The 12,611-nt window shown below is 73.6% G+C and carries 9 protein-coding genes; 3 read left to right on the forward strand and 6 right to left on the reverse strand.

Annotated elements, in window-relative coordinates:
- Nucleotides 1–605: 605 nt before the first annotated feature.
- The 3 genes from D450_RS0125555 to D450_RS0125565 form a co-directional block, all read right to left on the reverse strand.
- The gene (locus tag D450_RS0125555) at nt 606–1,559 is read right to left on the reverse strand and encodes a GNAT family N-acetyltransferase (protein WP_017541473.1); all 954 of its coding nucleotides are present in this window, start codon (nt 1,557–1,559) and stop codon (nt 606–608) included.
- Between the two features lie 232 nt (nt 1,560–1,791).
- Entirely contained in the window at nt 1,792–2,280 is a 489-nt protein-coding gene (locus D450_RS0125560; protein ID WP_017541474.1) for an acyl-CoA thioesterase, read from the reverse strand.
- 197 nt (nt 2,281–2,477) lie between these two features.
- A complete protein-coding gene (locus D450_RS0125565; protein WP_017541475.1) occupies nt 2,478–4,634 on the reverse strand; it encodes a prolyl oligopeptidase family serine peptidase in 2,157 nt (718 codons plus the stop codon).
- Nucleotides 4,635–5,032: 398 nt separating this feature from the next.
- On the opposite strand from D450_RS0125565, the gene D450_RS0125570 reads away from it, so the two are divergent.
- Together D450_RS0125570 and D450_RS0125575 are read left to right on the forward strand one after the other, a co-directional pair.
- Nucleotides 5,033–5,533 (forward strand): HNH endonuclease, encoded by a 501-nt coding sequence (locus D450_RS0125570; RefSeq protein WP_017541476.1) that lies wholly within the window; start codon nt 5,033–5,035, stop codon nt 5,531–5,533.
- Between the two features lie 80 nt (nt 5,534–5,613).
- Complete coding sequence (locus tag D450_RS0125575) at nt 5,614–5,820, forward strand: FmdB family zinc ribbon protein (protein WP_017541477.1); 207 nt, start codon at nt 5,614–5,616, stop codon at nt 5,818–5,820.
- A gap of 263 nt (nt 5,821–6,083) precedes the next feature.
- Here D450_RS0125575 and ilvD read toward each other — a convergent pair whose 3' ends face one another.
- Together ilvD and D450_RS0125585 are read right to left on the reverse strand one after the other, a co-directional pair.
- Complete coding sequence (gene ilvD / locus D450_RS0125580) at nt 6,084–7,946, reverse strand: dihydroxy-acid dehydratase (RefSeq protein ID WP_083932792.1); 1,863 nt, start codon at nt 7,944–7,946, stop codon at nt 6,084–6,086.
- Between the two features lie 277 nt (nt 7,947–8,223).
- Complete coding sequence (locus D450_RS0125585) at nt 8,224–8,961, reverse strand: nuclease-related domain-containing protein (protein ID WP_017541479.1); 738 nt, start codon at nt 8,959–8,961, stop codon at nt 8,224–8,226.
- Nucleotides 8,962–9,215: 254 nt separating this feature from the next.
- Here D450_RS0125585 and D450_RS0125590 point away from each other — a divergent pair, with 254 nt between their 5' ends.
- Nucleotides 9,216–10,649 carry an amidase gene (locus D450_RS0125590; RefSeq protein WP_026128769.1) on the forward strand — a complete coding sequence of 478 codons (1,434 nt, stop codon included), beginning with the start codon at nt 9,216–9,218 and terminating at the stop codon, nt 10,647–10,649.
- Here D450_RS0125590 and D450_RS32835 read toward each other — a convergent pair.
- Nucleotides 10,534–11,832: an MFS transporter gene (locus D450_RS32835; RefSeq protein ID WP_017541481.1), complete on the reverse strand. Its 1,299-nt coding sequence runs from the start codon at nt 11,830–11,832 to the stop codon at nt 10,534–10,536. The two genes, D450_RS0125590 and D450_RS32835, sit on opposite strands and share 116 nt — an antisense overlap.
- Nucleotides 11,833–12,611 lie beyond the last annotated feature (779 nt).

Consider the following 12,611-nt stretch of genomic DNA (forward strand, 5'->3'; position numbering starts at 1 on the left):
TCGGGGCCCGGAGGGTTCCACCACGCCGGCGGACACGACCGGATCGACAGTCGGCGAGGCTCACGCCCGTGGGAATGGGCCGAGTGTGGTCTTCGCGAGGCCTTCCATGCCGGTGCGAGTCCCGCGCCGTAGGGATGGCCCCGGCTCTTCGGCTACGGCGGCACCGCGGACTCCGCTCCCCGCACGTGCGGGGATAGTCACTGCGGAACTGTAGGCCGTGCGGAAGCATGACTGCTCCTGATGCAAGGAGGGGCAGGCTTGTGGTAGCCACTCTCCGAATGGTCACGCGGGGCCCGCGGAGTTCGTCGTGGTGTCGGCCTTGTGCCGGTGCAGCGGCCTCGGGGGATTTGTAGCGCTGACGTTCTCGATCCGAGTGCTTTCTGGAGCCGTCCGGTCGGCCGTTTCCTTTCGATTCCTGTGGTCCGCAGCAGCTCAGACCGGCTCGGGCGCTCTACCGCTGGGTTTTTTGTTCTGTGGTCGGCTACGCATGGTTCGCCGAGCGATCGAGAGTGGTGATATCGCCACTGAATGTGCGATTAGGTGGTGATGTCACCACTCTCGATTCGTGGTCAGGAGCCGACCGCCCCTCCCCGTGGGGGCGGCTGTCACTCCGCAGACGCGGGCTTGATGAGTGGCGCATCCCGGGACAGCTCTCGGAAGCCGACGCTCATGAACAGGCCCCGCGCTGCCGGGTGGCCCGGTGCTCCCAGGCAGGCGACCGTCACGTGCCCGGCCCCCGCCTCCCGTGCCAGGTGCATCCCGTGCAGGAGCATCGCCCTGCCGAGCCCCCGTCTCCGGTAGTCCGGATGCGTCCCGACCGGCTCGAACTCCGCGGTCGCGTTCGCCTCGTCCAGCCACATGATGGTCGAGCAGGCCATCGTCCCGTCCGGTGCCTCGACCAGGACGTGCAGGTCGCCGCGGTACGGCGCCGTCCCCCGGACGCCCCTGTAGCTTTCGGCCGTGTACGCAGACGGGGCCCAGGCGTCCACGTGGGCCCGGACCGCCGCCTCCGCCCCCGCCTCGTCGGCGGTCCGGAACCGGAAGCCGTCGGGGAGCACCGGATGCTCCAGCTCGCCGAGGTCCCGCTCGTTCAGCTGCGTCCAGTCACCGGTGTCGCCGAGCGAGGCAGGGTCGGTCCTGTAGCCGTGCGCGGCCCACCGTTCCAGGGCGAACCCGTCGGCGGCGCTCGGTACCACCGTGCGGTCGGTCCCTACCGCCACGCCCTCGTACCACTCGATGACCTCGTCGATCATCCCGGCATGGTCGGGGTGCACCAGATAGGTCAGGGAGGCGTCCGTGACGTCCTTGACCGACCCGTCGTTGCGCACGACTCGGTGCGGGAGCCGCGCCCACCCCCACGCCACCGGTTCCCCGCCGGAGAACCACAGTCTGCGCGGCCAGAAGGCGCCCTCGGCGGCGTGCCCCTTTCCCCAGTTCCACGCGAGTTCGCCGAATGTCGCGTCGCTGTTCAGCAGGTCCGGGCGCACGGCCGTCACACGCTGCGCCACCTCTTGCATGAGCTGCACGTCCGCAGCCGTCAGAACCTCGAAGGGTGCCATGGTGATTCACTGTGGCAAGCCGCGGCAGGCCTGTCGATTCCTTTTCCGGGGGCTGCAACCGCAGGATCCGGAAGCCACGGCTTCTCGGCCGCGAAGCGGCCCCGTCCTCACCACCCGTCGCCGTCCATGTCCACGCGCCGTGCAGCAGGGTGTGCAGGCGCAGGGCCGTCTGGATCTCCAGGGCGCGCTGCGGGGCCTGCCGGTCGCGGCCGAGGAGGCGGCCCACGCGCCCTCAGGCCGGGTCCAGGTAGCCCTCCAGGTACTCCAGCTCGGCGGGGGTGAGCCGGCGCGAGCGCTGCCGGTCCAGGTCGTAGGCGACGATGACGGACTCGGCGCGCAGGTAGACCCGCTCGTCGTCGAGGATCTCGTAGGCCAGACGGAAGCTGGCCCGTCGGACCTCGGTGACACGGGTCTCCACGCGCACCGGCTCCCGCCGCATCAGCAGCGGGGCGACGTAGTCGACCTCGTGCCGGGCCACCACCATGGCGCCGAGCGTGCCGCCGTCCCCGGCGGGCCCGTCGGCGGAGTCCCACCGGAGGAACGCGACCCGGGCGTCCTCCAGGTAGGTCAGCATCTGCACGTTGTTCACGTGGTTGAGCGGGTCCAGGTCGGCGAAGCGCACCTGGGCGTGGTGCACGTGGCGCCCGCCCTTCGCCGGCGCGGCGCCGCCCTCGTCGTCGGCGGTGTGCGCGTCCGGTGTCCGCGTCCCCGTGTCCAGCACTCTTCCGTCCCCCCTGGTCCGACTCGTTAGGCCCGTCCGGGCACGGCATCCCAGGGTATCGGGGGTGGCAGACCGACCGGTCGGCGGCTCCCGCTCGCCGCGGAGGCGCCCGGCCGGGCCGCCGCCCCTGCCGTGCCGCTCCGGTGCGGCGCCGCCGGAGAAGAGAGGGGAGGGCGGGGACGGCGGCCGTACCGGGGTCAGCCGCCCTTGAGCAGAGGGTCCGCCTGGGCCGTCTCCGGCGTGCCCTGCACCGCGGCCCCCGCCTCCAAGCCGGTGTACCGGGCCAGGAACGCCAGCTGGTGGGCGTTGAGGGCGACGCTGCGGCTGACCGAGCGGGCGCTGTGCCCCACCTGCGCCTCCCGGCGCAGCAGCACCGGACGCTCCTGCGGCGGCGCCGACGTCGCGTGCTGCATCGCCGCGCACATCTTGCGCGCGTGCAGCGGGTCCACCCGGGTGTCGTTGTCGAAGACCGTGAACAGCGTCGCCGGGTAGCGCACCCCCTCGCGCACCCGGTGGTAGGGCGAGTAGGCCAGCAGCCACTCCAGTTCCTCGGGCACGTCGGCGCTGCCGTACTCCACGCTCCACAGCCGCCCGAGCCCGAACCGCTCATAGCGCACCATGTCCAGCAGCGGGGCCGACGACACGGCGGCCGAGAACAGGTCCGGGCGCTGCGTGACGGCCGCGCCCACCAGCAGGCCGCCGTTGCTGCCGCCCATCACCGCCAGCCCGTCCGCGCGTGCGGTGCCCGAGGCCACCAGGTGCTCCGCGGCGGCGACGCAGTCGTCGAACACGTTCTGCTTGGCCCCGAGCATCCCCGCCCGGTGCCACTCCTCGCCCTCCTCCAGGCCGCCGCGCAGGTTGGCCACCGCGTAGGCGCCCCCGGCCCGCACCCAGGCCAGCACCGTGGCCGAGTAGCCGGGCGTCATGGAGATGGAGAAGCCCCCGTAGCCGTACAGCACCGTGGGGCGCGGCCGGTCGTCGCCGTCGTCGGGGCGCACCACCAGCATCCGCACCGGTGTGCCGTCCCGGGAGGCGGTCACCACCTGTTCGGTGCGGACCGCGGGCAGGTCCAGCCCGTCCGCGCCGGGCGCCGACGCCCACCGCTCCACCTGCCCGGTGCGCGCGTCCAGCCGGTGCACGCCGACGGGGGTGGTGGGGTCGGTGTAGGTGAACCACACCTCGTGTCCGCCCTCGGGCCGGTCCATCAGCCCGCCCACGCTGCCCAGGCCGGGCAGCCGCACGGTCTCCAGCAGCTCACCGGTCTCCAGGTCGTGCCGGGTGACCTCGCTGATCGCGTGCCGCCGCCAGGAGGCCACCACCTGGGGCCGGTCCAGGCCCGGCCCGTCGAGCAGCGCGTAGTCGTCCAGCACCGCCTCGGGGTCGGGGCCGATGAGGGGGCGCCAGTTCTCCGCTCCGGGCGCGGCCGGGTCGCACACGCACAGCCGGCCGCGCGGTGCGTCCCGGTCGGTGAACAGGTACAGCCGCCCGTCCCTGCCCACGTGCGGGGAGGCCTCGGCGTCCACGCCCACCTGGACCGGGCGCAGCCGCGGCGCCTCCGGCGGCCCCTCGCTCAGGTCGGCGATCCAGGCGTCGTTGCTGGGGGAGGTGCCCTCAGAGGCGGTCAGCAGCAGGTGGCGCCCGTCGCGGCCGACCGCGACACCGAAGTAGTCGGTCATCTTCCGGCCCTCGCCGAACACCGCGGTGTCCGACTCGACGGGGGCGCCCACCTGGTGCAGGTACACCCGCCGGTGGTACTGCCGCTCGTCCTCGGGAACCGCCTCGGGGGGCAGGCGCCGCACGTAGTAGAAGGCCTCTCCGCCGGGCAGCCACGCCACCGGCGAGTACCGGCACCGGTCGATGGGGCCGTCCACGGTCCGCCCGGTGACCACGTCCATCACCCGCAGCAGCGGTTCCTCGTCCCCGCCCTCGGAGAGGAGGTAGGCCAGCAGCCGGCCCTCCCGGTCGGGCCGCCAGTAGTCGAGCGTGGTGGTGCCCGTCGGGTCCAGGGCGCCGGGGTCGACGAGCACCCGCTCGCCCTCCCCGGGGGCCGAGGTCACCAGCACGCCGTGCTCGGCGTCGGGGGCGCGCCGGATGGAGAAGGAGCGGTCGCCGCGCCAGACCGGCGGGCCGGTGTACCCGGCCGACAGCAGGCCCCGGATGTCGGCGGCGAACCCCTCCTGGCCGGTGAAGCCCTCTGCGGCGGCTGCGAAGAGCGCGTCCTGGGCCAGGGACCACTCCTTGGTGCGTGCGGACTCGGGGTCCTCCAGCCACCGGTAGGGGTCGGCGACGCGCATCCCGTGCAGCTCGTCCACCAGGTCCTGGCGCTCGGCCGGCGGGTAGCGGAGATCAGGCATGCCCGAACTCTACTTAAGGGGGCGCCACGGGCGGTGACCGCCCGGGTGCGTCCCCCCTCAGGACGGCCGGACGCGGCCGCAAAGCCGTTCCGGTCGGCGCGCTTCCCGGACGGCGGGGACCGTCTGCGCGATTATCGGAGCCCAGTGGACCGCCGTCGCCGGTGAGAAACGGGGTGGCGGGGGAGCGGTCGGACAAAGCAAACTGATTGCGGGACGTCACTCGGCGGGAACCACCCACGGGAGGTCCGTGTGGAAGAGTCGACAGCGCCGGTCGTCAGGCCGGCCCACAAGGAGGTCTCCTGGCTGGCCGATCGGCTGGCCGGGGTAGAGACACGCAGGTCCGGGGTGACGGTATGAGGGCCGCGCTCGGAACGGAGGGCGGTCCGGTAAGCCGCCACGTGCTGCTGCTCAATGCCAGCTATGAGCCGCTGACCACGCTCCCGCTGCGCCGCGCGGTGCTCCTGGTGCTGCGGGACAAGGCCGAGGTGGTGCACGGCGACGCCGCGGGCGCGGTGCTCCACTCGGCGTCGACGGTGCTCTCGGTGCCGTCGGTGATCCGGCTGCACCGCTACATCCGGGTCCCGTACCGCAGGCGGATCCCCCTCACCAGGGTCGCGCTCATGCGCCGGGACGGGCACCACTGCGCCTATTGCGGCAAGCGGGCCGAGACCATCGACCACGTGGTCCCGCGCTCCAGGGGAGGCGCGCACGTGTGGGAGAACGTGGTGGCCTCGTGCAAGCCGTGCAACCACCGCAAGGCCGACCGGCTCCTGGACGAGCTGGGGTGGAGGCTCAACGTGACCCCCACGGTGCCGCGCGGCCTGCACTGGCGGCTGATCAACGGCGAGCAGCACGGCGACCCCCAGTGGGCGCCGTACATGACACGTCAGGCGGCCTGACCGCACGGGCGGCCGGGCGGGGCCTCAACCGGCGTCCCGCCCGGCCCGGCCGCCCCGGCGGGCCCGGCTAGGATGCGGCCATGCCCCGATACGAGTACGCCTGCCGCGCGTGCGGCACCACCTTCGAGCTGACCCGTCCGATGGCCGAGTCGGGCGCCCCGGCGCCCTGCCCCGACGGCCACGGCGACACGGTGAAGCTGCTGTCCCGCGTGGCGGTCGGGGGAGTGGCCGAGTCCCCGGCCCCGTCCGGCGGCTGCTGCGGAGGCGGTTGCTGCGGCGGAGGCTGAGCCCGCCCCCGCCCGCCCCGGCGCCCGGACCCCGAAGGGGCTGGAGGCCTTGCGGGTCCCCACAGCGCCCGACCTCCCCGCAGGACTTCTGGAGACGGTCCTACCGGGTTCTTCGTCGGCTCACCGGGCGCTTCGACAGTGGTGCTACCACCGCTATCGGCGTCCTGAAGCGGTGATACCACCACTGTCGATCCACGCAGGGGAGTCGGCCGCCCTGCGGGGCGGTCGCCTGCGGGCCGTGCGGCCCGCAGGCGACCCGGAGTTCAGCCCTCGACCTGGGTGACGTCGCGGGCGGCGCCGGTGGAGGCGGAGGTGGCCATGGCCGCGTACGCGCGCAGGGCCGGCGTCACCTTCCGCTCGCGGGCGCGCGGCTTGAACCCGCCCAGCTCCTTGAGCAGCCGCTCGCGCCGGGCGGCCAGCTCGTCCTCGGGCACCTCCAGCACCAGGCCCCGGTTCGGGATGTCGATGCTGACCGGGTCCCCGTCCTCGACCAGGGCGATGTCGCCGCCGGCCGCCGCCTCGGGGGAGGCGTGGCCGATGGACAGGCCCGAGGTGCCGCCGGAGAAGCGCCCGTCGGTGACCAGCGCGCACGCCTTGCCCAGGCCGCGCCCCTTCAGGAAGCTGGTCGGGTACAGCATCTCCTGCATGCCCGGGCCGCCCTTGGGGCCCTCGTAGCGGATGACGACCACGTCGCCCGGCTCCACGCGCTTGCCCAGGATGCCGTCGACCGCGTCCTCCTGGCTCTCGAAGACCTTCGCCGGGCCGCTGAAGGTCATCAGCTCCTCGTCCACGCCCGCCGTCTTGACCACGGCGCCGTCGGCGGCCAGGTTGCCGTAGAGCACCGCCAGCCCGCCGTCGGCGCTGTAGGCGTGCCCGACCGAGCGGATGCACCCCTCGGCGCGGTCGGTGTCCAGGCTGTCCCACCGCACGTCCTGGGAGTAGGCCTTGGTGGTGCGCCGCCCGCCCGGGGCGGCGTGGAACAGCTCCACCGCCTCGGGGGAGACCGTGGGCTCGGCGATGTCCCACTGCGCCAGGCACTCGCCCACGGTCATGCCGTGCACGGTGGGCAGCGAGGTGTCGATGAGCCCGCCGCGGGCCAGTTCGCCCAGGATCGCGGGGATGCCCCCGGCCCGGTGCACGTCCTCGATGTGGTACTTCTCCGTGTTCGGCGCCACCTTGCACAGGCAGGGCACCTTGCGGGACATCGCGTCGATCTCCGGCAGGCCGAATTCGACGCCGCCCTCGGTGGCCGCCGCCAGCAGGTGCAGGATGGTGTTGGTGGACCCGCCCATGGCGATGTCGAGCGCCATGGCGTTGCCGAACGCGGCCGGGGAGGCCACCGACAGCGGCAGCACCGAGTCGTCGTCGTCCTGGTAGTAGCGCCGCGCCACGTCCACGACCAGCCGCCCGGCGTCCTCGTAGAGCCGCTTGCGCGCCACGTGGGTGGCCAGCACGGTGCCGTTGCCCGGCAGGGCCAGCCCGATCGCCTCGGTCAGGCAGTTCATCGAGTTGGCGGTGAACATGCCCGAGCAGGAGCCGCAGGTGGGGCAGGCGGCCTCCTCCAGCTCGGCCAGCTCCTCGTCCGAGACGCTCTCGTCGGCCGAGGCGATCATCGGGTTGATCAGGTCGAGCTTGCGCTCCTTGGTGGCGGTGCCCTCGACGACGGTGACGCGCCCGGCCTCCATCGGGCCGCCGGAGACGAAGACGGTGGGGATGTTCAGCCGCATCGCCGCCAGCAGCATGCCGGGGGTGATCTTGTCGCAGTTGGACACGCACACCAGGGCGTCCGCGCAGTGCGCGTTGACCATGTACTCCACCGCGTCGGCGATGACCTCGCGGCTGGGCAGCGAGTACAGCATGCCGCCGTGGCCCATGGCGATGCCGTCGTCCACGGCGATGGTGTTGAACTCGCGGGGCACGCCTCCGGCCTCGCGCACCCCGCCGGCGACCACGTCGGCGACCTCGCGCAGGTGCACGTGCCCGGGGACGAACTGGGTGAAGCTGTTGGCCACGGCCACGATCGGCTTGCCGAAGTCCTCGCGCTCTACCCCCGTGGCGCGCATGAGGGCGCGCGCGCCGACCATGTTCCTGCCGTGGGTGACCGTGCGTGAGCGGAGTTCTGGCATGGGATGCTCCCGATCGATACGTGCTCTTCCGTCGATCTTAGCCCCGTGCGCCCCCTGCTCGTGTCTCGGTACAGAAGATCGGACGTCCGAATAATGAGACGCAGGGAGGTGGAAGCGGTCGTGGCGGGGCACGACGGAGGGGCGGGGCCCGCGCCCCGCCCCTCGTGGACCGGTCCCGACCGGTGCCGCCCGTTCCGTCTCGTCGCTCTGGCCGTCGCTGTCGTGTCCTCGGTGCGCGCCGCGGCGCCCGGCGGCCCCCAGCGTCCGCCGGGTGCCGTCAGTACCGCGCCGGCAGCACCTTCTGCGCCGCCCGGTGGATCTCCTCGATCTCCTTCTCGGTGAGCCTGCTCTTGCCCGAACGCAGCCACTTGCGCACCTTCTGGCCCTGGATGATGTCCACACCGCGCAGGTTGTGGCTGTCCCAGGGCATGCCCGGGCCGTAGATCGCCAGCGCCGCCCGCACCGTGACCTGCCGCCCCAGCTCCTCGCTGATCAGCCGCTCGGCCTCGCGCGCCTCGGTCAGCGCCTCGTCGATGCGCTCGTTCTTGGAGAACCGCCCGTGGTAGAGCTTCTCCAGCTTGTTGCGGAGCGGGAGCCGCTTGTCCCACGACTCGGAGTCGATGGCGAACGCCCCGCGCCGCCCCACGATGAAGTGGTCGATCTGCCCGTTGCCGCCGGGCACCTCGCGGGCGTGCAGCACCTGGTAGCCCACCTTCTTCATCACGCGCAGCTGCGCCTCGGTGCGCCGCTGGGCCATGGAGGGCTTGCGCCACCGCGGCACCTCCGAGTGCCGCCGGGAGGCGTACACGATGAATCCGACCAGGGTGCCCGCGGCGAACGTGGCACCGATGCGCCAGTCGCCGGTGAGGAGTCCGGTCGCCAGGCCGACCAGGAGCGCGGCGGCTCCGCGAACGGCCCAGCGGCGTGCGTCCTTGGAAGTGAGCAGATCGCCATAGGTCGTCCGGGCCGCGCCTTCGGGGCCCGCCGTACGGTTGGGCGTCCTTCCCGCCGGCACGAAGAAAGGCGCCGGGGAAGCCGTCTCCTGGCGCTGTGCGCCGTCCTTCTCACTGGTTGCCGATTCCACATCGGAAAGAGTAGTTCGATCCATATGCGAGTCCTAGTCCATTGAAACTCACACTTTTCTTCCCCGGTGGATTCCGGGTGCACGCGTGTCCTCGGGGTTATATCAGGGAAGGCTTACCTTTCGGCCAGCCTCTCTAGAGATGTTCCCAGGCCGGTGCCGCCGCACCCGGGGTCTAGGCTTCGACCATGGGTCAGATTCACGACTTGACGGCGCTGGAGCAGGCCGCGGCGGTGCGCCGCCGCGAGCTCTCCCCGGTGGAGATCGCCGACCACTACCTGGACCGGATCGAGCGGTACGGCTCCGCGCTGGGGGCCTTCATTACGGTCACCGGGGAAATCGCACGCGAACAAGCCCGGAATGCGGAGAAACGGGTCGTCCACGACACGCCGGAGGCGCTGCCCCCGCTGCTGGGCGTTCCGGTCCCGGTCAAGGACCTCACACCGGTGGCGGGCGTGCGCTGGACCTCCGGGTCCGCCGCCTTCGCCGAGCGCACCGCCGACGTCGACGCCGACGTCGCGGCCCGGCTGCGCACGGCCGGAACGGTGCTCACCGGCAAGACCAACACCCCCGAGTTCGGGGTCCCCTGCTACACCGAGAACGACGTCGCGCCGCCCGCCCGCACCCCCTGGGACCCCTCCCGCTCGGCCGGCGGGTCCAGCGGCGGTGCCGCGGCGGCCGTCGCCGCGGGGCTGGCCCCGGCCGCGCACGCCAGCGACGGCGGCGGGTCCATCCGCATCCCGGCCTCGGTCTGCGGGCTGTTCGGCCTCAAGCCGACCCGGGGCCGGATCACCAACGCCCCGCTCCAGCCCGACTACATCGGCCTGTCCACCAGCGGGCCGCTGGCCCGCACCGTGGCCGACGCCGCCGCGCTGCTCGACGCCATGGCCGGCGGGGCGCCCGGCGACTACTTCGCCGCGCCGCCCTCCGCCGACGCGCGCACCTTCCTGGACCACGCCCGCTCCGAGCCGGGGCGGCTGCGCATCGGCCGCTTCTCGGCGCCGCCGGTGCCCGGCGCCCGGCTCGCGCCCGAGGCCGCCGACGGCTACGAGGAGGCCTCCCGGCTGCTGGCCTCCCTCGGCCACGAGGTCGAGGAGGTCGATCCGCCCTTCGAGGCCTCGCTGCTGCGCATGTTCGAGGTGGTCTGGGCGGGCATGGCGGTGGCCACCCCGGTGCCCGAGGAGGACGAGGCGCGGCTGCGCCCCCTGACCCGCGGCATGCGGGCGCAGGCCCGCGCGGCCTCGGTGGAGGACTACATGCGCGCCACCGGCGGCATCCAGGCGGCGGTGCGCCGGGCGATGCCGCGCCTGGAGGCCTACGACGCGCTGCTGTGCCCGACTCTGGCGCAGGTCCCGGCGCCGGTGGGCCACTTCGCGGCCGAGGACCCGCGCGAGGAGTTCGCCCGGATGTCGGCGTTCACCCCCTACACCTCCATGTTCAACGTGACCGGCCAGCCCTCGGTGAGCGTGCCGCTGCACTGGACCGCCGGGGGCCTGCCGGTCGGCGTCATGCTGACGGGGCGGATGGGGGAGGAGGGCCTGCTGCTGTCCCTGTCGGCCCAGCTGGAGCGGGCCCGCCCGTGGGCGGACCGCCGTCCGGACCTGTCCGTCCTGGAGTCCTGATCCCCAGGCTGAGCAGTGCGGCGAGGGTGGCCAGGGCGGCGGCCCCGGCCACCCCCAGGGCCACCCCGCCGTGGTCGATCAGCCAGCCGGTCAGGGGCGAGGCCAGCGCGATGCCGCCGGTGGTGGCGGTGGTCATCCAGCCGTAGGCCTCGCCGCGCCGGTCCGGCGGGGCCAGGTCGCCCAGGCGCTCGGTGACGGCGGCGACGGTGGGGGCGATCGCCAGGCCGGCCGCGAACAGCACCGGGGTCAGCAGCCAGGGGGTCGGCAGCTCCAGGACCGGCGGCAGGAGCGGGACGAGCAGCGCGGCCCCGGCGGCGGCGCCGAACGCCCGCAGCGCGATCCGCGGCGGCCCCGCCACGGTGCCCGCGATCAGCCCGCCGACCAGCGACCCGAAGGCGTAGACCGCCATCAGCCCGCCGGCATAGCCGGGGGTGCCCAGTTCCCGGGCCCAGGCCACCATGGCCAGGTCGACCGAGCCGAGCCCGGCGACCATCAGCATGACCACGCCGATCACCACCAGCAGGCGGGGGTCGGCCAGAAGCGTGCGGCGCGGGGCCGCGTCCGGGGAGGCCTCGGCCCCGGCGTCGCGGGCGGGGCGGGTGTGCCCGGCCCGACGCAGCGCGAGCGCGAAGCCGACCGCCCCGGTGCAGGCGATGGCGCCCAGGGTGAGCAGCCCGACCCGGCCGCCGCCCAGGCCCACCACGGCTGCGGCCAGCAGCGGCCCCACGATGAACAGCAGCTCCTGCAGGGTCGCCTCGGCGGCGAACATGGACTGCCGCGTGGGCCCGGAGGTGATGCGCGGCCACAGCGAGCGGCCGATCTGGGTGGCGGGCGGCTGGAAGACGCCGGTGACCACCGCCAGCGGCAGCGAGGCCCACCACAGCCCGGCCGGCAGGAGCGCCATCGAGCCCAGACCGAGGCCGTAGACCAGGGCCGACATCAGCAGCAGGCGGTCGTTGGGGCGGTTGTCGGCCATCCGCCCGCGGATCGGCCCGCCGAGCGCGGTGCCCACCGTCAGCCCGCCCGCGACCAGGCCGGCCAGTCCGTAGGAGCCGGTCCAGCCGGCCACCAGGAAGGTGACCGCGATCGGCATGCCCCCGATGTGCATGCGCGCCGCCAGCGACCAGAAGAGCAGTGACCCGAGATGGGGCACGGCGAACAGCCGTCGGTAGGACTGGAGCATTGCCCTACTCAATCACACGATTCGTCCTATTGTTAAAGGGTCCCATGTTTGGGTAGAAGAAGCTGTTCACACGTTCGGACCGACCGTGCACGGAGCCTGAGAGGGCGGCACCGGACCGCTCGGCTCCGCGGCCGGTGCGGTCGCCGGGCGTCGCCGCTGGGGGCGGCCGATCGTGGGGCGTGGTCGGCGACCGTCGGTGTGGCGGTGCGCGTGCCGTCCCCGTACGGAGACGGACGGAGTCCGTCGGAGTGGGTGTGACCGTCGGCGGCCGTGACCGCCATCGCTGGGAGGCCTTCGGTCGTCTGCCGAGGGGCGGGGGCGCCGCTGAGGGCTCCGAAGGCGCCTCGGGACCGGCTCAGAGTCGTGGCGATGGCACTTGACCGGCGGGACGGAGATGACGCCACTCCAGCGGACGTGCCCTGGCTCTGGGCAAAGGGTCCTCCCCGCGTCGGCTTCGGCCCGCGAGGCTGCGCTGGGCCGCGTCCGCCGCCGGTAGGCCGAAGGGCTGACGGCAGGGGCGGGGCGGTCGGCCGGGCGTCCGGTTCCCGGCACGGTTCGCATGCGGGGCCGAGCAGGGGAGCCCGGGGGCAGGGGGCGCGGTCCGCGGCGGCGCTGTGCGCGTCCTCTTCGGGTTCCGGACAGAACGGACATCGCCGGTCGGCGGTCCGGAGCCCCTCCCACCGCCGGGCGGGGATCCGCCCGGGAGGGCGAAGGCGGCGGGGGAGGGGCGGTGGTCACTGGTGCCGACCTCATGACCTGCCCCGACGCAGAGGCGGCCC

Source organism: Nocardiopsis halophila DSM 44494, assembly GCF_000341245.1.
GTDB classification, from domain to species: domain Bacteria; phylum Actinomycetota; class Actinomycetes; order Streptosporangiales; family Streptosporangiaceae; genus Nocardiopsis_A; species Nocardiopsis_A halophila.